This window comes from Streptomyces sp. KMM 9044 (assembly GCF_024701375.2).
In the GTDB taxonomy this organism is placed as follows: Bacteria; Actinomycetota; Actinomycetes; order Streptomycetales; family Streptomycetaceae; genus Streptomyces.
Map to the genome: position 1 here is coordinate 117,776 of NZ_CP113910.1, position 19,917 is coordinate 137,692.

General features: G+C 70.3%; 17 protein-coding genes and 3 pseudogenes. 12 read left to right on the forward strand and 8 right to left on the reverse strand.

Going from position 1 to position 19,917, the window contains the following annotated elements; translation table 11 throughout:
• Positions 1-275: 275 nt before the first annotated feature.
• Positions 276-512 carry a hypothetical protein gene (locus HUV60_RS00550; RefSeq protein WP_257852985.1) on the reverse strand — a complete coding sequence of 79 codons (237 nt, stop codon included), beginning with the start codon at positions 510-512 and terminating at the stop codon, positions 276-278.
• Between the two features lie 508 nt (positions 513-1,020).
• Here HUV60_RS00550 and HUV60_RS00555 point away from each other — a divergent pair.
• Positions 1,021-3,792, forward strand: coding sequence for a cation-translocating P-type ATPase (locus HUV60_RS00555; protein WP_257852984.1), 2,772 nt, complete (start codon positions 1,021-1,023; stop codon positions 3,790-3,792).
• Positions 3,793-3,925: 133 nt separating this feature from the next.
• Here HUV60_RS00555 and HUV60_RS00560 read toward each other — a convergent pair whose 3' ends face one another.
• On the reverse strand, positions 3,926-4,612 hold the full coding sequence (locus HUV60_RS00560; RefSeq protein ID WP_257852983.1) for an NAD(P)H-binding protein: 687 nt from the start codon (positions 4,610-4,612) through the stop codon (positions 3,926-3,928).
• Positions 4,613-4,719: 107 nt separating this feature from the next.
• Positions 4,720-5,919, reverse strand: a complete 1,200-nt coding sequence (locus tag HUV60_RS00565) for an acyltransferase family protein (RefSeq protein WP_443047487.1) — start codon at positions 5,917-5,919, stop codon at positions 4,720-4,722.
• A gap of 349 nt (positions 5,920-6,268) precedes the next feature.
• Here HUV60_RS00565 and HUV60_RS00570 point away from each other — a divergent pair, with 349 nt between their 5' ends.
• From HUV60_RS00570 to HUV60_RS00580, 3 genes are all read left to right on the forward strand, one after another.
• Positions 6,269-7,249 carry a sporulation protein gene (locus HUV60_RS00570; RefSeq protein WP_257852981.1) on the forward strand — a complete coding sequence of 327 codons (981 nt, stop codon included), beginning with the start codon at positions 6,269-6,271 and terminating at the stop codon, positions 7,247-7,249.
• Positions 7,250-7,478: 229 nt separating this feature from the next.
• On the forward strand, positions 7,479-7,745 hold the full coding sequence (locus tag HUV60_RS00575) for a GlsB/YeaQ/YmgE family stress response membrane protein (protein ID WP_257852980.1): 267 nt from the start codon (positions 7,479-7,481) through the stop codon (positions 7,743-7,745).
• A gap of 80 nt (positions 7,746-7,825) precedes the next feature.
• Positions 7,826-8,401: a TerD family protein gene (locus HUV60_RS00580; RefSeq protein WP_257852979.1), complete on the forward strand. Its 576-nt coding sequence runs from the start codon at positions 7,826-7,828 to the stop codon at positions 8,399-8,401.
• 85 nt (positions 8,402-8,486) lie between these two features.
• Here HUV60_RS00580 and HUV60_RS00585 read toward each other — a convergent pair.
• The 4 genes and pseudogenes from HUV60_RS00585 to HUV60_RS00600 form a co-directional block, all read right to left on the reverse strand.
• A pseudogene (locus HUV60_RS00585) lies at positions 8,487-9,055 on the reverse strand (GNAT family N-acetyltransferase); the annotation flags it as partial.
• A 121-nt stretch (positions 9,056-9,176) separates the two neighbouring features.
• A pseudogene (locus HUV60_RS00590) lies at positions 9,177-9,857 on the reverse strand (class I SAM-dependent methyltransferase); the annotation flags it as partial.
• A gap of 64 nt (positions 9,858-9,921) precedes the next feature.
• Positions 9,922-11,013 carry a helix-turn-helix transcriptional regulator gene (locus HUV60_RS00595; protein ID WP_257852978.1) on the reverse strand — a complete coding sequence of 364 codons (1,092 nt, stop codon included), beginning with the start codon at positions 11,011-11,013 and terminating at the stop codon, positions 9,922-9,924.
• Positions 11,014-11,088: 75 nt separating this feature from the next.
• Positions 11,089-12,335, reverse strand: a protein-coding gene (locus HUV60_RS00600) for an IS3 family transposase (RefSeq protein WP_257852976.1) whose coding sequence is annotated in 2 segments (ribosomal slippage) — positions 11,089-11,999 and positions 11,999-12,335 — 1,248 coding nt in all. Because the reading frame shifts where the segments join, the coding sequence is not laid out codon by codon here.
• Positions 12,336-12,411: 76 nt separating this feature from the next.
• On the opposite strand from HUV60_RS00600, the gene HUV60_RS00605 reads away from it, so the two are divergent.
• From HUV60_RS00605 to HUV60_RS00635, 7 genes are all read left to right on the forward strand, one after another.
• Positions 12,412-12,762 carry a hypothetical protein gene (locus tag HUV60_RS00605; RefSeq protein WP_257853199.1) on the forward strand — a complete coding sequence of 117 codons (351 nt, stop codon included), beginning with the start codon at positions 12,412-12,414 and terminating at the stop codon, positions 12,760-12,762.
• A gap of 64 nt (positions 12,763-12,826) precedes the next feature.
• Positions 12,827-13,369, forward strand: a complete 543-nt coding sequence (locus HUV60_RS00610; RefSeq protein WP_257852975.1) for a hypothetical protein — start codon at positions 12,827-12,829, stop codon at positions 13,367-13,369.
• Positions 13,370-13,608: 239 nt separating this feature from the next.
• Positions 13,609-14,814: an ATP-binding protein gene (locus HUV60_RS00615; RefSeq protein WP_257852974.1), complete on the forward strand. Its 1,206-nt coding sequence runs from the start codon at positions 13,609-13,611 to the stop codon at positions 14,812-14,814.
• Positions 14,811-15,212 carry a roadblock/LC7 domain-containing protein gene (locus HUV60_RS00620; protein WP_257852973.1) on the forward strand — a complete coding sequence of 134 codons (402 nt, stop codon included), beginning with the start codon at positions 14,811-14,813 and terminating at the stop codon, positions 15,210-15,212. Before HUV60_RS00615 ends, HUV60_RS00620 begins: the two co-directional genes overlap by 4 nt.
• Positions 15,209-15,583, forward strand: a complete 375-nt coding sequence (locus HUV60_RS00625) for a DUF742 domain-containing protein (protein ID WP_257852972.1) — start codon at positions 15,209-15,211, stop codon at positions 15,581-15,583. The genes HUV60_RS00620 and HUV60_RS00625 overlap by 4 nt, the downstream gene beginning before the upstream one ends.
• Positions 15,558-16,160, forward strand: a complete 603-nt coding sequence (locus tag HUV60_RS00630) for a GTP-binding protein (protein ID WP_257852970.1) — start codon at positions 15,558-15,560, stop codon at positions 16,158-16,160. The genes HUV60_RS00625 and HUV60_RS00630 overlap by 26 nt, the downstream gene beginning before the upstream one ends.
• A 101-nt stretch (positions 16,161-16,261) precedes the next feature.
• Positions 16,262-17,563, forward strand: coding sequence for a cytochrome P450 (locus tag HUV60_RS00635; RefSeq protein WP_257852969.1), 1,302 nt, complete (start codon positions 16,262-16,264; stop codon positions 17,561-17,563).
• 384 nt (positions 17,564-17,947) lie between these two features.
• Here HUV60_RS00635 and HUV60_RS00640 read toward each other — a convergent pair whose 3' ends face one another.
• A complete protein-coding gene (locus HUV60_RS00640) occupies positions 17,948-18,355 on the reverse strand; it encodes a RidA family protein (protein WP_257852967.1) in 408 nt (135 codons plus the stop codon).
• A gap of 249 nt (positions 18,356-18,604) precedes the next feature.
• Between HUV60_RS00640 and HUV60_RS00645 the strand changes: the two are divergent.
• Positions 18,605-19,555, forward strand: a pseudogene (locus tag HUV60_RS00645) (endonuclease/exonuclease/phosphatase family protein); the annotation flags it as partial.
• Positions 19,556-19,917 lie beyond the last annotated feature (362 nt).

The following is a 19,917-nucleotide window of genomic DNA, read 5'->3' on the forward strand; positions in this document are numbered from 1 at the left end:
GCCTGGCTGCCACGGACGAAAGTCCGTGGCAGCCATCCTACGCGCATGTCCGGCATACCTCATGTTCCGTCATGCAGCGGTCAGTGATCCGGTCCGACGGTGGACCGCAGGGCACGTGCCACGGGCTCACCGGCCCGGGAGGTCCTGTCCCTTGTCCAGGGGTCTCGTGGCCGGACCGAGGGGGCGTGGAAGACCCGGTGATCGGCATCGTGCACGCGAGGCACCGTCGGGGCCGACCGCCGACACGCGCAGAGACCAAGGCCGTCATGGCCACCTCAGCCCACTGTCCGGTCCGCTGTGACCGTGCCCGACGAGCGGCTGCGGGTGATGGCGTAACCGAAGGCCGCCGCCAGGACGTACATGAGCACCGAGTAAACGGCACTGGGGACTGCCGCCTCCGAGTTGTCCAGGACGCTCAGGGCGATGGTGAGGGCGACGGTCGTGTTGTGGATCCCCACTTCCATGGCGTTGGTGATCGCCTGAGGTTCGTTCAGACGAAGGACCTCCGGCACCGCCGCACCCGATGCCAAGGCTCGCCAGACAGAAGATTCCGGTGACCAGACCGACCTGCCGAAGGTAGTCCGCGAGGTTCTCCCGTTCCCCCAGCAGCGCCGCCAGGGACACCACGACCAGGACGGTGACGGAGAATACGCGGGCGGGGCCGTCGGCCCGGGCCGCGAAGGCCGCGGAGCGGCGCCGGACCAGCATGCCGACCCCGACCGGGACCAGCACGATCGCGATCACGATGCGCGCCGAAGCGCCGGCGAGCGCGTCCGGGTCGGGACGGTGGCCGCTCACTCCGCCCACGAACAGTCGGAATCGGTCTCGGTTTGGCCGGCCCTCGGGTCGTGCAGGCGGCAGGGCCGAAGAGGTGACGTCGTTCTGGGATCCCGCTGTCGACCGGTGCGAGAGCGGGCACGCGGACGGGTCGGCCCCGGGCAACTCTCCTGCCCGGGGCCGACCTCCGGGTTCTTCCTGTGCGCGTATGCCCCGCCGCACAACCCCCTGCAGAATGGAGCAATGCTGCCTTCCGACGCTTCCGCCACACCACCGCACTGGCACGCCTTGCCCGCGACCGACGCGACGGGCCGGCTCGACGTCGACCCCGGTGCGGGGCTCTCTTCGGACGAAGCGGCCCGGCGGCTGGCGGAGCACGGGCCGAACCAGTTGGACGAGGCTCCGCGTGAACCCCGGTGGCGAGCCTTCCTCCGACAGTTCCAGGATCTCCTGATCATCATTCTGCTGGTGGCCGCCGTGGTCAGCCTGCTGGTGTCCCGGGAAGGGGAGACCCCGATCGCGATCGCAGTGGTGGTGCTGCTCAACGCAACGATCGGGTTCGTGCAGGAGTCCCGGGCCGAGGCGGCGCTGGACGCCCTGCGGGAGATGACGGTCACTCATGCCACGGTCCGCCGCGACGGCCGTCTGATGCAACTGGCCGCCGGTGAGCTGGTCCCCGGGGACGTGGTCACCCTCGCGCCGGGTGACCGGGTTCCCGCGGACGGGCGGCTGCTGACGTCGGCTTCCCTGGAAGTGCAGGAGTCCGTCCTGACAGGCGAGGCGCAGGCCGTGGCCAAGGACGCGGATGCCGAGGTCGCAGAGGACGCCCCGCTGGCCGACCGGTCGACGGCGGTGTTCATGAACACCGCCGTCACGCGCGGCCGGGGCGAGGTCACGGTCACCGCCACCGGTATGGACACCGAGACCGGCCGCATCGCCGACATGCTGCACTCGGCCAAGCCCGGTCCGACGCCGTTGCAGCGTCAGATCGACGCGCTCAGCCGCACCCTCGCCCTGATCGCCGGGCTGGTCATCGCGCTTGTGTTCGTCCTCGGCCTGGTGCGCGGGCAGGACTTCGGCGACCTGTTCATCAGTGCCGTGTCGCTGGCGGTCGCGGCCATCCCCGAGGGCCTGCCCGCGGTGGTCGCGTTCACCCTCGCGATGGGCACGGGCCGGATGGCCAAGAAGGGGGCGATCGTCAAGAAGCTGGCGTCGGTCGAGACTCTCGGCAGTACCACCCAGATCTGCACGGACAAGACCGGCACGCTGACGCTGAACCAGATGACGGCGCGGGAGATGCTGCTGGCCGGCCGTCGGCTCACCCTCTCCGGCGAGGGCTACTCCTCCGAAGGGCGGATCCGCACCACCGACGGACAGCCCCTGCCGCAGACGCTGGACCACGCGCTGACCGCGATGGCCCTGTGCACCGACGCGGTGATCCGCGACGGTGACGTCATGGGTGACCCGACCGAGGGCGCCCTGGTGGTCCTGGCCGAGAAGGGCGGCGTCGACGTGATCGGACTGCGGCAGGAGCGGCCGCGGCGGCTGGAGGTTCCCTTCGACTCCGACTACAAGTTCATGGCGACCTTCCACGACTGGACAGACGACTCCGGGCGCGCGGTGGTCCGGTGCTTCGTCAAGGGTGCTCCCGATGTCCTGGCCGGCCGTGCGGACCGCCTCGTCGGCGAGGAGGGGATCCTGCCGTTCGACGACGCGGCCCGCCGTCGGTTCGACGAGGGCAACGCCTCGCTCGCCGAGCAGGGCATGCGGGTCATGGCGCTGGGCACGGAGGATTTCCCCGCCGACGGCTTCCGGGCTCCCGAGGACCCCAAGGATCTCCTCGACCGGATCGTGCTGACGGCCATGGTGGGCATCGTCGATCCGCCCCGCCCGGAAGCACGCACGGCGATCGCCGAGTGCATCGATGCCGGAATCCGGGTTCGCGTGATCACCGGTGACCACGCGGTGACCGCGGGCGCCATCGCCCGCGAGCTCGGTATCCCCGGAGGCGCCGTGACGGGGGCCGATCTCGACCGCATCGACGACGAAACCGCCCTGGCCGACCGGCTGGACGAGGCGGGTGTCGTCGCCCGGGTGTCCCCCGAGCACAAGATCCGTATCGTCCGGGCGCTGCAGGACCGCGGTGACGTGGTCGCGATGACCGGTGACGGCGTCAATGACGCCCCCGCGCTGCGCAAGGCCGACATCGGGGTGGCGATGGGCGTCACGGGGACGGAGGTCACCAAGGAGGCCAGCACGATGGTGCTGACCGACGACAACTTCGCCACCATCGTGTCCGCGGTCCGCGAAGGCCGCGGCATCTACGACAACATCGTGAAGTTCACCCGGTTCCAGGTCTCCACCGCTCTGGGTTTCGTGGCCGTTTTCCTGATCGCCTCACTGACCGGTCTGGCGGGCGGGGCACCGTTCACCGCCCTGCAGATCCTGTTCGTCAACCTGGTCATGGACGGGCCGCCGGCCATGACCCTGGGCGTCGACCCGGTCAGTCCGGACGCGATGAAGCGCGCGCCTCGCGCGGCCGGCGAACGGATCCTCAGCAAGCAGCGTCTCACCCGCATCCTGCTGGCGAGCACAGTGATGGCGGCCGGCACACTGGCGGTGCTGATCTGGGCCCCGGGCCCGGAGGCGGAACTGGGAGAGGCGACCGTCGCGGGCACGATGGCCTTCGTCACCTTCGTGTTCTTCCAGGTCTTCAACCTGCTCAACGTGCGGCATGACACCCGCAGCGTGTTCAGCCGGGAAACGCTGCAGAACACCTCCGCGTTCGTCGCCACGGGTGCCGTGATCGCCCTGCTCATCGCCATCGTCGAAACCGACGCGCTGCACGGCTTCTTCACCACCACCGATCTCGCTCCCGGTCAGTGGCTGGTGTGCGCTGCCGTCGGCTCGGCGATCCTGTGGACCGGCGAGGTGCTCAAGACCGTGCTGCGTGCGCGTGCGCACGGCACGCGCGGCACCGGTTCGCAGCAGCCGACGCCCCGGCAGGCGGCGTGAGGGCAGTGCGCTCGGTGCGCCCCCGTGTCCCCGCGATCGCCGGGGTCGACGGCCTCTCACTGGTGTCACGGCCGCCGGGCGTGAGCGAGGGCCGCGGGTGTCTCGCAGCCCACGATGGCCGGGGCCTCGTGGATCAGTTCGTCGTCGGTGACCGCCTCCACCATGAACAGCGCGAAGTCGACCCGCCGGGTGAGGTTGTCCGCGAGAACCGGGGCACCGACGTGCCCGCTCCGCAGTGGAGGTGATCACCGACGACGCCCGGCAGCCCTGGCCCCCGCCCTCCTCCAGATCGTTCCCGCGTACGACCGTTCAGCGGGTGTCGCCGGCGAAGACGCGGCGGCGTGCCTCCACCTGGTCGCGCAGGTCGGCGAAGCGCGCCAGCCGTGCCAGCCGTGCCGAAGACCACGACGAGCGCACGCAGCTTCAGCGAGTGCGCATCCTTGCCGTCACGGGTGATGTGCCGGCCGCAGGAGAACACCAGCCGCGCCCCCGCGGGGGCCAGGCCGAGCACCGCCTGGGCGGTCTTGCTCGCGTAGCCCCGCACTCCCCAGGGCGCCAGGGCCGTCAGCACCGCGTCACAGCCGGCGACCGCCCGACGGATGGCCTCACGGTCGTCCGTCGGGCCCGCGACGACGGTCATCCGCACGGCGAACCCGTCCAGTCTCGGCACACTCCTCTCACGGCAGACGCCCACGACCTCGTAGCCCCGCTCCAACGCGTGCCGCACCATGTACGTCACCGACTTGCCCGAGGCGCCGACGATGCAGACCCCCAGGCTCCGCTCCCCGTCCGTGGCTCGTCCTGGTCCCGTCGCGTCCATGGCTGCCCCGTGACGCACCCACACCTCGCGGGGGTTTCGCGCTGTCCGCGACCACCGCGGGAAGAGGCGTGCAAGCCCACAGGACAGGGCCCGTACGCCCCTCGGTTCTAACTGGACCGCTGTGATGCCGCCGCCAATTCCGGAACCGGTTTCCGCGCAGGTGCCGAGGCCGCCGCGGGGACCTGCTGCCGGAAGGCCCGGTCCATCTTCGGCTCGAACACGGGGCGGAAGACCTTCCGCACCGGTGCGGTGCACAGGGCGGTCACGACCACGGCGGCGATCGCGGTGACGGCGGTCTCGCCCACCGGGGTGTGGAACCAGTCGTTGCGGGACCAGTGCCAGTGGTTGGCGGCCTGGATGAAGAAGCCGTGCAGCAGGTACCCGTACAGTGTGCCGGCACCCAGTGCGGTGAACCACGTGCGGCGCCGGGGGACGAGGGCGACGAAACAGGCGACGAGGACCGCCGAGCAGCCGAAGATCGCCAGGGTCATGAGCGGCCCGTGCCAGGCGGGCGACCCGAGATCCTCGGCGCTGGAGTTGTGAAAGAACCAGGCGTAGTCCATCCAGGTTACGGACCAGTAGGCCACAACCAGCGCCCCCGCGAACACCGGTACAGCCAGGATGCGCACCTCACGGCGCCGCACCATCTCGAAGTGCTCCTTCTTCAGCAAGAGGCCGAGCACGAAGTACGGCAGGAACTGCAGGGTGCGGTGCAGGTCGAGATCCTTGCCGATGGACGGGGCAAGGGTGGCCAGTGCCGCGACGGCGAGGGCGACGGGCAGCGGCCGGCGCAAGGTCTGCCAGATCGGGGTGGTCAGCCGCCAGATGAACAGCGCGGCGAGGAACCACGTCAGGTACAGGGGGTCCAGCAGGCTGATCGAGCGGTCCGGTTCGTTGTCGCTCCACCGGGTGAAGAAGGTGTACGCCACCTCGAAGACGACATACGGCACGGCGACGCCGGTGATCAGGCGCTTGATCTTCGCCGGGCTCCAGTCGAAGCCGCGCGAGAAGTAGCCGGAGATGATGATGAACGTCGGCATGTGGAAGGCGTAGACCAGGGTGTAGAGCGCCGTGACGGTACGGCTCTCGCTGCGCAGCGGTTCCCACGCGTGGCCGACCGCCACCAGCACGATGGCCAGGTACTTGGCGTTGTCGAAGAGCGCGTCCCGCGGTTTCGCCGGCCGCCTCCCCCCGTCTGTCCCCCCGCCGGCCCGCGCGGTGCCGGCGGCGCTCTCGTCCTTGTCCGGTCTCGTCGGAGGCCTGTCCGTCTCCCCGGAGCTGCGCGAGGGCAGCGTTTCGTTCACGATTCCTTCCTTCGGGAACCCAGACAGAGCAGAACACCTCTTACAGGAGCTGTGTAGGTAACACGAGAGTAACGACCCCGAAAACCGTAGCCGTGGCCGACGTCCGGGTAAACCCGAACCCATCATCCGACCATCACACTCGCGTACGGTGGCGGTGAGGGAGCTCCCGTCTCAACCGCCGGCGCGGGTGCCCACTTTCGGCCATTCCCGCCGCGTCGGCAGCGAGTGCACGCCTGCCCGGACATCGCCACCCTATGCTTCTACGTGCTTGTAGAAATTCTGTGCCGTGCACCCACGGGGCGCGCGGCACTGCGTTTACGGAACACTCGCACGTGAAGGAGTGGACGCCCCGATGGTGTTCAAACGACTGCTCGGCTCGCTCGGCGTGGGCGGCCCCACGGTCGACACGGTCCTCGACCCCGGTGCGCCCCGGCCCGGAACCGCACTGACCGGACAGGTCCATCTCAAGGGCGGTGAAACCGACTTCGACATCGAGCACATCACGCTGGAGCTGGTGGCCCGGGTCGAGGCCGAGCACGAGGAGGGGGAGAGTGAGGGCGTCGTCGTCTTCGAGCGGTTCACCGTGGGCGGCGGCTTCCGGCTCGGCGCAGGCGAACTGCAGAGCGTCCCGTTCACCGTGGCACTGCCCTGGGAGACCCCCGTCACCGAGCTCCACGGCCAGGGCCTCGGCATCGTCCTGGGAGTGCGGACCGAACTCGCCGTGGCGGGCGCCAGGGACAAGGGTGATCTGGACCGGCTGAGCGTCGGGCCGCTGCCCGTGCAGGAAGCGATCCTCGAGGCGTTCGGCGGGCTCGGGTTCGGCTTCCGGTCCGCCGATCTCGAGTACGGCCGCATCGGCGGCACCGGCCAGCAACTGCCCTTCTACCAGGAGATCGAGCTAACCCCTGGGGCACAGTACGCCCACCAGGTCACCGAGATCGAGGTGACGTTCCTCGCCGGCCCGGGCGGTATGGAGGTCGTGCTGGAGGCGGACAAGCGCGGCGGGCTCTTCTCCTCCGGCCACGACGCGGTGAACCGGTTCACGGTCTCCCACGACGGTGTCGAGCACCAGGACTGGAACGCGATCGTCGACGAGTGGATGCGCCGGCTCGTGGAGCACCGGGCTTCGTACGGCTCTCACGCCGGACACCACGGGCACGACGGGCACCACCACGACGGCCACCGCTCCGGCCCCGGCATGGGGACGGTCGTCGCGGCGGGCGCGGCCGGGCTGGCCGTGGGGGTCGTCGGTGGCATGGTCGCGGCCGAAGTCGTCGACGAGGTCGGGGACTTCTTCGAGGGTGACGAGGAAGAGGCGGAGGACGAGGGCTGACCGCGCCCGGGCGGGCCGGGCGCGGTCAGGGCCCGGCCCGCCCGGGCGCGTTTCGTGCCCATGGCCATGGGCACAGCCCGACGGTCACCGGGACCTCTCGTCGCACGACACCCCCACCCCGAAACTTCTACAAAAATGTAGAGGTTAGGCTTGCCCGTGCACGGATGCCCGCTGTGCCGCGTTGCCGGCCGGTGGGCACGGCACGACGACACGGCAAGGAGGGGGCGTCATGGGCGTCATCGCATGGCTGGTCCTGGGGCTGCTCGCAGGGGCAATAGCCAAGGCCGTCCTGCCCGGACGCGATCCGGGCGGGCTCATCGGGACGACGGTCATCGGCGTCGCTGGGGCCTTCCTGGGCGGCTGGCTGTCGTCGCGGTTCCTGGACCGGCCTGTACAGCGGGAGTTCTTCGACGCCGCCACCTGGGGCTCGGCCGTCGTGGGCGCGCTCGTCCTGCTCATCGGCTACCGCGTCCTCTTCGGTAACTCGCGCAGTTGAGTGTCGGCCGGGAACGGCCCATCGATCGCGGACACCGCGAATACTCGATACCACCGAGAACGACCGAGAAGGAGTACCCAGTGGGAGTTTCCCTTTCCAAGGGCGGCAACGTCTCTCTCAGCAAGGAGGCCCCGGGCCTGACCGCGGTCGTGATCGGCCTCGGCTGGGACGTCCGCACCACCACCGGCACCGACTACGACCTCGACGCCTCCGCGCTGCTGCTCGACACCTCCGGCAGGGTGCCGTCCGACCAGCACTTCGTCTTCTACAACAACCTGAAGAGCCCGGACGGTTCGGTGGAGCACACCGGGGACAACCTCACCGGTGAGGGCGAGGGCGACGACGAGTCCGTCAAGGTGAGCCTCGCCGGTGTCCCCGCCGAGGTCGACAAGATCGTGTTCCCGGTCTCGATCCATGACGCGGAGAACCGCGGCCAGAGCTTCGGCCAGGTCCGCAACGCCTTCATCCGAGTCGTCAACCAGGCGAACAACCAGGAGATCGCCCGCTACGACCTCTCCGAGGACGCCTCCACCGAGACGGCGATGGTCTTCGGCGAGCTCTATCGCAACGGCGCCGAGTGGAAGTTCCGCGCCGTCGGCCAGGGGTACGCCTCCGGCCTCGCCGGAATCGCCGCCGACTTCGGCGTCGGGGTCTGAGGACCGGCTGTCACATCCGGCCGGGGTCACCCGGCCGGATCGGCCGCCTGGCCGGCTCCTTCGTGGCCGCTTCGGGTCCGTCCGGGCGCAGGTCGAGGCGCATCAGGACCCGGGGGGTCCGGCAAGCACCGAGGTGGTGTCGGCGGCATGGGTGAACCCGGCGCGCTCGAAGTTCTTCCGGATGCCGGCGTACGCCATCGTGAGGTCGACCCTGGCGTCACCGTTGTCGAGGGGGTACGCCTCGATCGCGGGTGCCCCCTGGGTGCGGGCGAACTCGACCGCACCGGTGATGAGGCCGTGGGAGATCCCTTGTTTGCGGTGACCGGGGCGGACCCGGATGCATCACAGCGACCACACCGGCAGGTCGTCGACGTGCGGGATCGTGCGGTTGCGGGCGAAGGACGTGGCCGAGCGCGGCGCCACCGCGGCCCAGCCGGCCGGTATGTCACCGGCGTAGGCGAGCACCCCCGGCGGGGGCGAGGCACTGCACAGTTCGGCGACGTGCTCACCGCGGGCCGGGCCGCGAAGCTCCCGGTCGAGCTTGGACGGGATGCGATAGCTCAGGCACCAACAGACTTCGGCCGAAGGGGACTTGGGGCCGAGTACGGCACGGACGCCGCCGAAGTCGAAGGCCGGGCGCACATCAATGCTCATGGCACCACGATGTCACGGGGCGGGCGCCACGGCCCGCCGGGAAGTCCTCTGCGCCGGCCTGTCTCCCGGGCTCGGCCGAAGGCTTGGCCGGGTACGCGGATGCGGGCGGACGGCAGACGGCAGACGGCAGACGGCAGACCGACACGTGGGAGCGCGACTCGACGGTGAAGGAGGCGCCCGTCCAGTCCGCGTGCCTGGTCTCCAGGCCGAAGCCGGCGAGTTGAGCCATGAGGCCGAGTTCGGCCGGCCAGATATAACGGTGCGGGGTACGGTCCAGCCGCGCCTGCCGGGACCCGTCGAACCGGAAGTGGTGCGACACCACCCGCTGGTGCAGGACGTCGTACGTGTCCAGGAGGATGCGTCCGGATTCGGACCGCCTGACCGTGGCCGCCTGGCCCGGTGGGAGCCTGCGCAGCTCCGGCACCCAGAGCTCGACCACGAACCGGCCACCAGGGACGAGGTGGCGGGCCGCGTTACGGAAGCGCTCGACCTGCTCGGCCTGGGTGAGCAGGTTGGCGATCGTGTTGTAGACAAGGTAGACGAGGCGGTACTCCCCCGGCGCGGCGGTGGTCGCCATGTCGCCGATGACCACCGGGATCGTCGCCTCGTCCGCCTTGGTGCGCAGCCGCTCCGCCATCGGGCGCGACAGCTCGATACCGGTGACGGGAACGCCTCGCTCGGCGGGGGGCACCTCCACCCTGCCGGTCCCGACGGCGAACTCGAGCGCCGCTCCGCCTTCGGCGAGCCGGGCGAGCCGGGCGAGCCGGTCCACGGCCGGCCGCAGGGTTTCGGACGCGAACATGCCGGTACCGGGCGTGTCGTAGCGCTGGGCGTCGTCGTCCCAGAGGTTCTCCTGCTTCACTCCGTCAACGCTCTTCTGCGGCAGAGGAGTTGTCCAGCGAATTTCGGGGCGGGGTGGGGCCGTTGTGCTGTGCGGGCACGGGGGTGGCCGGCGCGGTGGGCGGGACGGCCGCACCGGCAGCTGTGCAGCGGCGGCCCAGGCGGGTGAAGGCGGCCCTGAGTTCGGGCGGGCCGACGACCTCGATGCCGGCGTCGAAGAGGCCGACGGTGGCGGCGAGGCCTGCCCATGACCACGCGCCCAGGGTGAGCCGGCAGCGGTCCGGGCCGAGTTCCTCTACGGCTCCGTCGTGGGCGTGGCGGGACACCTCGGCGGCGGGCAGGTCGAGGATCACCTCGCCGCGGCAGGGCCACTCCCCCGAGTCCCCGGAGCCCCGGAACCTGGCGGCGACGAAGCGGGAGACCTCGCCTCCGGGCAGTCCACGCGGGGTGAAGCGGGGGCCTGTGGGGGTACGTGGGGTGATCCGGTCCACGCGGAAGGTGCGCCAGTCGTCGCGGTCGAGGTCCCAGGCGACGAGGTACCAGCGTCCGCCCCGGGCGACGAGATGGTGCGGTTCCACCCGGCGCGGCGGGGGTCCTGCGGGGACCTGTCCGCCGTGCCGGGACGAGAAGGCGGGGGTGTAGTCGAAGCGCAGTACCTCCCGGGCGTGGACAGCGCCGCCGAGCGTCATGAGGACGCCGCTGTCGGCCTGGAGGTCCGGGCCGGCTCCCGGCCGTTCGACGGCGGTGACCCGGAGGGTGTCGACACGGTGGCGGAGCCTGGCCGGCATCACCTGGCGGACGGTGTTCAGCGCGCGCACCGCGGCCTCCTCGATGCCGGCGCCGGTGACGGTGGCGGTCCGGAGGGCGACCGCGAGGGCGACGGCCTGCTCGTCGTCGAACAGCAGCGGAGGGAGGTCCGTGCCGGCGCCGAGCCGGTAACCGCCGTCGGGTCCCTTGACGGCCTCGATGGGATAGCCGAGCTCGCGCAGCCGGTCGACGTCGCGGCGCACGGTGCGCGGGCTGACGCCCAGCCGTCCGGCCAGCAGCGCCCCCGGCCAGTCCCGGCGCGCCTGGAGGAGAGAGAGCAGGGCCAGCAGTCGCGCTGATGTCTTCGGCATGGCGTCCATGGTGCCCCGGGTAGAGGCCACATCCTGACGGGCCTTCCCTCCGCGAAGTGGACGCGTTTCGTGTACTTATGCGGCAAGGTCCATACTTTGTGAATGTTCGTAGGCCACGGGGCTGATCTGGCCGTTGGTCGAGTGCCGGCGAAGTGAGTTGTATCGCACCAGCCGGCGGAACACCTCGCCGCGGCACTGCTCCGTGCCCTGCCAGCGGCGCCGGTCCTGGAGCACCTCCCGTTTGAGGGTGGCAGGGAAGGACTCGCACGCCGCGTTGTCCGCCGAGGTGCCCACCGCACCCATCGACTGGGTGACGCCCAACTCGCCGCACGGAGCGGCGAATTCGGTCGAGGCGTACTGCGCTCCGTGATCGGAGTGGAAGACGGCATCTTTCAGGCCGCCGCGCAGCGCCGCGCCCCCCGTGAGGGGGTCGGCGACCGGCTCGGTGCGCATGTGGTCGGCGATCGACGAGCCGGCCACCCGGCGGCTGAAGCCGTCGATCGCCGTCGCCGGATACAGGAACTCTCCGTCACCCACCGGCAGGCAGGTGATGTCGTCCATGTGCTTGATGTTCGGCGCATCCGCGGTGAAGTCCCGCCGGAACAGGTCCGGGACCGGCTGCATCGAGGGGTCCGGGATGGTGGTGACGTGCCGGCGCCTCTTGCGGTATCCGGCGATGCCGAAGGCGCGCATCACCCGCGTCACCTTCTTCTCGTCGATCTCCATTCCGTGCACCTCGCGCAGCTCGGCGGTGATCCTGGGCGAGCCGTAGGTACCGCCCGACTCCGTGTGGATGCCGGCGATCAGCTCGGCCGGAGAGGCGTCCGCGCGCTCCCGCTCGGCGCGGGCCGGCTGGGCGGCCCGCCACTTGTGGAAGCTGGAGCGGGCGACGTCCAGCACCTCGCACAACCGCTTGACCGGGAAGGTCTTGTGGTGGTCCTCAATGAACTGGAAGCGGTTCACCAGTTCATCTCGGCGGCGAAAAACTTCGTCGCCTTTCGCAGGATGGCGCGCTCCTGGGCGAGCTTCTGGTTCTCCTTGCGCGCGTCCTTCAACTGCTCGCGCAGGGCGGTCGGTTCGGTCTCCAGGTCCTCGCGCGTGGCTGTTTTCGCCACCGTGCTGCCATCCCTTGTACTTGTGGTGCCGGTGTTCGGTCCGTGGCCTGTGGCGGCGCGGGTGCGGTGGGAGCGCACCCGGTTGCGCAGCGTCTCGCGGCTGACGCCGAGGTCCTTGCCGATGCCCTCACACGTGTGGCTCGGGTCCGACAGGTACAGCGCGACCGCATCCGCCTTGAACTCGGGCGAATAGACCTTCATCACCATAATCGATCCACCTTCTGCCGGCCCTCGGCGGGGCCGGCCGTCGGGTGTCCACCAGGCGGGGGGAAGTGCCGAGTTGGTGATCGCCGGGCGGGTGCTGCACCGACTGGCCGAACGGGACCGGGCCGAGGTTGAGGCCGCCGCCCGGGTGGCTCCGGTGAAAGCGCAGGTGGCGGGGCGTGCGGTGTTGCTGATTCCGCACCGCGGCGATGCCCCGGACGAGACCGGGCTGCCCGATGACTACCGCAAGATCCTGGCGATCGTCCGGGCCGCCGATGGTCCGGTGCAGGTCAGGGCGGTGGGCGAGGAGCTGGGGCTTGAGGTGGGGTTGCGCGGGAAGCTGGAGCCGCTGCGGGCGAAGATGACCAAGCTCGCCGACCGTGGGTGGCTGCACAAGCGGCTCGACGGACGGTTCACCGCACGCCGGTAATCTGCGCCGGGATGACGGCCGTCGGGGCGTAACCGGCGGGCCCCCGGCGGCAGTTGAGTCTGGTGTGAAGAAGAACAGCCCTCGCGCCGAGGGCCCTGACGGCCTTGTCTGCACTGCCCGCCTGCCGCTGTCGAGCGCCATCCTGAACTACCTCGCCATCCTGTTACGCGGCCACCTGGAGAAGATCGGCTCACCATGGCGGGCCCTGCCCGCGGGGAAGATCGCGGGGATCGTGCTCGCAGTACTGCGCTGTGACCAGCGGCCCGGCGATCTGGCCGGCGGAAACGGGGTGCACCGCACCACGGTCACCCGCTGGGTCCGCGAGGTCGTCGGCCTGCCGGCCGCCCGCGCCCCGCGCCTGGACCGCGCGTTGAAGAAGATCGCTCGAAAGGGTGGCGGGATCGTACTGCTGGACGGCTCGCCGATCCGCACCCGGCGGCGCACCGGGACCGATAACCGGACGTCCCGTCAGTCCGTTTTTCCGCGAGCAGTTCCGCTAGGGTTCCGTCCGGGTTCCCTGTTGGTTCCGGCCTGGTTTCCCTCGCATCCGCCGACACGCGTTCCGTGTCGGCGGCGTACGGAAGACAGGCGTGTGAGGGTCTGGTGAGGGTCGCCAAGTGGGTGAGAGGGCATGGGTTTTGTGCATATGCAGCTGATAAGATCATCGAACTTTCAGTAGACTGACGGCGCGTCATGAACGCGTACGGGGGACAGTCTCTAAGGCCCCATCGCCAGGGAGTGAGGTGTGGTCCGCCCGTGGGCCCGAGCCGTTCGGCGGCCGGGTCGCTCTGTGCGGATCGGCGGACCTCCCGCATTCCCGGCACGATGCGACTTGAAGAGAGTCTCATGACGTCATTGATCCGGGATCCACTGTTGTGGATCTTGCTGGTAGTGCTCATCGCTGCGTCGTTCGCAGTGATGAGGGCGCGGAGAACCAATCTGGCTCTCCGCAGAACGAGGAAGGACCTGGAAGCAAGCCTGGGGCAGACCCAGGGTCAGCTCGCCCAGCAGCAGGGGCAGATCACCGCGCTCAACGCGCGGCACCAGGGCGACCTCGCCGACGTCCGTGCGGATGCCGAGTCGTCGACCAAGGCCGTACTGAAGTCGGCGATGGGAACGCTGCAGTCCCTCGCCGAGGAGCAGCAGCTGCTGCTCGACGAACTGCTGAAGAAGTACGGCAACGACACCGAGGTCCTCGCCGACCTGATGTCGGTGGACCACACCGGCAGCCAGTTCAGCCGACGGGCCAAGGGCATCTCCGTACTGTGCGGCGGATGGCTGGGCCGGCGTGACGGCGCGGCGACCGTGTACGACGTGGCGCGCAGCGCCCAGGGACGGATCAAGGACTTCGACCGGGTCGGCATCCATGCCCAGGCCAGTGTCTCCGTCTCCACGAAGGCCGTCGAACCGGTGGCCGTCGTACTGGCCGAGCTGCTGGACAATGCGACCACCTACAGTGCTCCGGGCACGCCGGTCGAGGTCAACATCCAGGCCGTCCCGACGGGTGTGTGCTTCATCGTCGACGATGCCGGACTGGGCATGGACCAGGAGACCAAGGACCGGGCGGCGGCGTTGCTGTCCCCCGAGGGTGCGGTCGACATCACGGGGCTGGGCGATCCGCCCCGGTTCGGGTTCGCGGTGTGCGGCATGCTCGCGGCGCGGTACGGCTTCGCCGTCTCCGTAGGCTCGGTGTCCCCCTACGGCGGAGTGCGTGCAGTGATCCGTGTGCCGGAAAGTCTCCTTGCCGCCGAAGCGCCCGCACCTGCCGTGCCCACCCAGGAGACCTCCGGGGAGGAGGCCGCCCCGCAGCGGCTCGCTCCCGTGCCGGTGGGTCCCTCCCATGTGGTGGGCAAGACCAACGGAGGACTTCCCAAGCGGCGCCGACGGCAGGGCCCCATCTCGGTGGTGCCCTCGCCGGACGCCACGGTCACTACCGACGAGCCCACGTCCGAGCAGGCCAGCGGGGTGACCGCGTCGCGCCTCGGCGCGTTCGCCCGCGGCACCCAGCTCGGTCGGATCACGAACACCATGGAAGGACCTGATCAGCAGTGAACACCGACCTGTCGTGGGTGCTGAACGACGTGCTCGAGGTGCGCGGTGCCCGTCACGCCGTCCTCGTCTCGGGTGACGGCCTGCTGCTGCAGCGTTCGGACGACATCTCGCGCGACGACGCGGAGACGAACGCTGCGGCGATGAGTTCCATGCAGTCGCTCAGCCGCGCGGTCTCCGGCTTCGTCGGTTCGGGCAAGGGTGTCTGGAAGCAGACACTGCTCGAGTACGACGGCGGCTGGATCTTCCTGAGCGCCGCCGGGCAGGGCGCCTACCTGGCCGTCTCGGCGGCTCCCGACGTGGACATGGAAGCCGTGTCGTTCCGTATGCAGAAGACGGTGGTGGCGCTCAGCAAGGCGATGAGCGTCGCACCACGCTCGGACCACGGTGGCGGCTCATGACGGCTCCCGGCGAGGAGGAGTCCGTCTCCAGCGACTTCGTCCGCTCCTACGTCATCACCGGTGGCCGGAGCCTGCCGTCCTCGGACGATCTTGCACTGCACACCCTCGTCACGCTGGCTCCCGAGCGGACTCCTCCGCTCGGGGCCGGGCCCGAAGTGACGGCGATCTGGGACCTGTGCTCGGGGGGCTACCTGTCGGTGGCCGAGGTGGCCGGTCACCTCGGGCTGCCGGTCGGGGTGGCCCGCCTGCTGCTGACCGACCTGTTCGAGCAGGGGCACCTGCTCCACCGCGCCGAGCCGCCCCGAGCCCAGAACGTTGACAGAGCGACCCTCGAGAAGGTTCTGCATGGACTCCAATCCCTCATCAGCTGAGACGGCCCAGGGCTCCATCTACGTCTCCAGCGCGGTGACCAACGCCGCCAAGATCCTCGTCGTCGGGCATTTCGCCGTGGGCAAGACGACACTCATCGGTTCTCTGTCGGAGATCACTCCGCTGCGCACCGAGGAGAAGATGACCCAGGCCTCCGTGCACGTCGACGACCTGCGGGGCGTGACGGGCAAGACCACTACCACGGTCGCCCTGGACTTCGGCCGTCTCACGCTGAGCGAAGACCTGGTGCTGTACCTCTTCGGCACACCGGGACAGCAGCGCTTCATGCAGCTGTGGGAGGACATGGCCCGCGGTGCGCTGGGAGCTCTGCTGCTGGTCGACCCCGCGCGGCTGGAGGAGACGTTCCCCGTCATCGACCTCGTCGAGGGGTACGGCCTGGAGTACGCCATCGCCGTCAACACCTTCAACCCGTCCGACACCTACGGCGAGGCGGAGGTGCGTGAGGCGCTCGACCTGCTCCCGGACACCCCTGTCGTCTACTGCGACGCCCGCGACCAGCGGTCCTCCGCGCAGGCACTGATCGCGCTCGTCCGGCATCTGCTCGAGCGTGCGGCCTGACTACCGCGCCCACCCCGCCCGGGAACGGCCGTTCCCGGTTCACCAAGGAAGACTTCATGGATCTTCAGCAGACATCTGCGCCCACAGGCAGCAGATGCCCCATGCACGACGCCACGTTCGCCGCCGATCCGCAGGCGCTCTACGACCGGTTGCGGGCTCACGCTCCGGCCGGTCCGGTCGAGCTCGCCCCCGGCGCGGACGCCACGCTGGTCGTGGGGCACGAGATGGCGCTGCGCGTCCTGCAGAACACCGAGCTCTTCGCCCGCGACGCCCGCCGCTGGAAGGCGCTGAACGAGGGACGCATCGGGATGGACAACCCGGTGCTGCCGATGATGGCGTACCGGCCGAACTGCCTGTTCACCGACGGGGCGGTGCACCTGCGGCTGCGCAAGGCGGTCACCGACAGCCTGTCCCGGCTCAACCTCACCCGGGTCCGCCGCGACGTGGAGCCGATCGCCGACTACCTGCTCGACCAGTTCAGCGAGCGGGGTCGTGCCGACCTGCTCAACGACTACGCCAAGCTGCTGCCGCTGCTGCTGTTCAACAAGCTGTTCGGCTGCCCCGCGGACATCGGTGACACCCTCACCGCCGCGATGTCGGCGATCTTCGACGGCAAGGACGCCCTGCGCGCCAACGAGGACCTCAACGCCTGCCTCATGGAGCTGATCGCCCTCAAGCGGCGCCAGCCGGATGACGACGTCACCTCGTGGCTGATCCAGCACCCGGCCGGGCTGACCGACGAGGAACTCAAGGACCAGTTGGTGGTGCTGATGGGCGCCGGAGTGGAACCCGAGCGCAATCTGATCGGCAACGCCCTGTTGCTGCTGCTGTCCGGCGAGGGCGGCCGGCAGAGCGGCATGATGATCGAGGAGGCCCTCGATCATGTGCTGTGGAACGAGACGCCCATCGCCAATTACGCGACCCACTACCCGGTCCAGGACGTCGACCTGGGCGGCCATGTGGTGGAGGCCAACACCCCGGTCGTCATCTCCTTCGCGGGTGCCAACAGCGACCCCGCGCTCGCCGAGGCCCGCCGCACGCACAGCAAGGGCGCACACCTGGCGTGGGGGGCAGGACCGCACGCATGCCCCGCCAAGGACCCGGCGACGGTGATCGCGACCACCGCGATCGAGCGGCTGCTCAACGCACTGCCCGACCTGGCGCTGGCCGTACCGCGGGAGGAACTGCAGTGGCGGCCGGGACCGTTCCACCGGGCCCTGGTGGCGCTGCCCGCGACCTTCGGCCCGTCACCGGCCACCCGCATGGCGGCGGCCCTGCAGAGCCGTGCCTCGCTGCCCGGTGCGGAGCAGCCCCTGGCCGTGGCGCCGTCCGCCCCGGCCCGGCAGGAGTCGGGACGGAAGAAGGGGTTCTGGAGCAGCTTCCTCGACGTCTTCCGTGTCTGATGCACGGCATGTGACGGCGGCAGCACTCCGGGGGGCATGACGGGAGAGGGCAGAAGGAAAGGTTCCGGTGGTATCGGCGGTGCCCGGTGAAAAGGGCTCCGCGCGACCTCCCTTGGCGGCGTACGTGGTATCGGCACCATCCCTGGTGCCCCGGCCCCGGCCACCGGCAGCCGAACCGTCGTCCCCCTCCTCCGTCGACCGGTTCCAGCGAGGGCGGGCAACCCTCTTCCCGCCCGCTCGGGGCTGCGTTTTCCGCAGGCCGTCGTACGCGCCCTCCGGGGCGGCTGCTTCGGCACGGATTCGAGGAGTGCAGCCGGGGTCTGCGTGCCCGGGGCCGTAACTGTTCTTGACGTCCTGGCCCGCGGTCGCGGACCGCTACGGGCCTCAGTCCAGGACCGCGACGGCCTCGATCTCGACCAGGTGGTCGGGGATGTCCAGTGCCTGTACACCCACCAGCGTGGCCGGCGCCGCCGGGGTGGTTCCCAGCTTCTGTGCCGCGCGGGTGGCGCCCTCCATGAACTGCGCCATCTTGTCGGGCGTCCAGTCGACTACGTAGGCGGTCAGTTTCGCGGCGTCGGCGAACGTGGCGCCGGCCGCGGCCAGGGCGGTGGCGACGTTGAGGTAGCACTGCTCGACCTGGGCGGCGAGATCGTCCGCGCCGACGGTGACGCCGACGGCGTCCCAGGAGACCTGCCCGGCGATGAAGACCATCCTGGAACCGGACGCGATCGCCACCTGCCGGTAGACGTCGATCTCCGGAAGCCCTTCGGGGTTGATCAGGGTGATGGCCATGCTGTCTGCCTCCTTGTGCTGTGAGCCCGTGGGCTCCCCGCCGTCGGGCCGGTGACGGTCCCGGCGGCCGGTCCTGGTCACCTTTGGTTACTCGGAAACCATAAGAGAGTCGCTGCTGACATGGAAGAACGCACTTTCTGGTGACTGGGGAACCGGAAGGTGACCGAGCATGGAACCCGCGCCACGCGGGAGCACGTCCTGAGGACAAGGATCGTGTGGGCGGGGCGTCGGGACAGCGGGGAGGAACGGGTGGGCAACGGACGGTGGGGCGCTCGCGGCGGGTCGGTCTGGACGCGGGGACGGGTGATCGCGGCGGCCTCGGGACTGACGGCGGGACTGCTGGTGTTCCACCGCGCGGTGCCCAACTCCGTGGGCCGGGTGGGCAGTCTGCTGGAGTCGTTCCTGCCCTGGCTCGGGTTGGTGGTCGTGGTGCTGTTCGCGGCGGCGCTGCTGCGTCGTTCGGCGACCGCACTGCTGGCCCTGCTGCTGCCGGTGACCGCCTGGACGTATCTCTTCGGCGGGTTGCTGCTGCCCGAACCGCGGGCCGGTGCGCGGGATCTGGTGGTGGTGCAGCACAACGTCAGTGACGAGAACACCGACCCGGCGGGCACCGCCCGCGCCCTGGCCGACGTCGGCGCCGACCTCATCGCGCTGGAGGAACTGGTGCCGGCGGCACTGCCGGTCTACGAGCGGACACTCGCCCGGCGCTACCCGTACCACGAGGTCCGGGGCACCGTCGGCCTCTGGTCGAGGCACCCGCTCACCGGCGCCCGGCTGCTGGACATCAAGCCCCGGGGGATCACCGAGCCGTGGAGCCGAGGGCTGCGGGCCGTGGTCCGCAGCCCTCACGGGGACATCGCGGCCTACGTCGCGCACCTGCCCTCGATCCGGGTCGTCCCGGGCGGCCTCGCCTCTGCCGACCGGGACGAGAGTGCCCGTCTGCTGGGCCGGGCCATCGATGCCGAGGAACTGGAGCCGGTGATCCTTCTGGGCGATCTCAACGGCACCGTCGACGACCGCGGCCTGGCTTTGCTGACCTCCTCGATGAACGTGGCGGAACGCGGCTTCGCCCTCAGTTTCCCCGCCGCGCTGCCCCTGACCCGTATCGACCAGGTGATGGCCCGCTCGGCCGCCGTCCGCCACCTCCGCACCCTGCCCGAGACCGGCAGCGACCATCTGCCGGTCGCCGCGCGGATCACCCTCGACCGAAGCGCCCGGCCAGAACGGCAGGCCCGACGCGGGTCCGGAACGCGGTGTCCACGGCCGCCTCGTCGGCCGGGCCGAGCACGGAGGCCCTGACCGCCGGCGTCGCTCCCGCCACGGCTCCGGTACGCTTCCCGGCCGTTGGCCACGCCGGGCAGGTGCCGCCCGGTCACCATCGCTACGATGCCTGGTCACACCGGCCGGCGCGCGGTACTCCGCCGTGGGGGCGCCCCAGGAGCCGGCGAGCTCGGCGGTGCGGCGGACCGCCGAGGAAACCGTCGCGAGACACGGACCCGTGCAACGCGAGCCTCGCCATGACGTCCTCCGGAAAGGATCCCGGGTTCTGTGTTCCGCGTTCC

Excerpts from the sequence above, each read along its gene's own strand:
- HUV60_RS00555 (WP_257852984.1), top strand. The coding sequence starts at position 1,021 with ATGCTGCCTTCCGACGCTTCCGCCACACCACCGCACTGGCACGCCTTG.
- HUV60_RS00560 (WP_257852983.1), bottom strand. The coding sequence starts at position 4,612 with ATGGACGCGACGGGACCAGGACGAGCCACGGACGGGGAGCGGAGCCTG.
- HUV60_RS00570 (WP_257852981.1), top strand. The coding sequence starts at position 6,269 with ATGGTGTTCAAACGACTGCTCGGCTCGCTCGGCGTGGGCGGCCCCACG.
- HUV60_RS00575 (WP_257852980.1), top strand. The coding sequence starts at position 7,479 with ATGGGCGTCATCGCATGGCTGGTCCTGGGGCTGCTCGCAGGGGCAATA.
- HUV60_RS00595 (WP_257852978.1), bottom strand. The coding sequence starts at position 11,013 with ATGCCGAAGACATCAGCGCGACTGCTGGCCCTGCTCTCTCTCCTCCAG.
- HUV60_RS00615 (WP_257852974.1), top strand. The coding sequence starts at position 13,609 with ATGACGTCATTGATCCGGGATCCACTGTTGTGGATCTTGCTGGTAGTG.
- HUV60_RS00625 (WP_257852972.1), top strand. The coding sequence starts at position 15,209 with ATGACGGCTCCCGGCGAGGAGGAGTCCGTCTCCAGCGACTTCGTCCGC.
- HUV60_RS00630 (WP_257852970.1), top strand. The coding sequence starts at position 15,558 with ATGGACTCCAATCCCTCATCAGCTGAGACGGCCCAGGGCTCCATCTAC.
- HUV60_RS00635 (WP_257852969.1), top strand. The coding sequence starts at position 16,262 with ATGCACGACGCCACGTTCGCCGCCGATCCGCAGGCGCTCTACGACCGG.
- HUV60_RS00640 (WP_257852967.1), bottom strand. The coding sequence starts at position 18,355 with ATGGCCATCACCCTGATCAACCCCGAAGGGCTTCCGGAGATCGACGTC.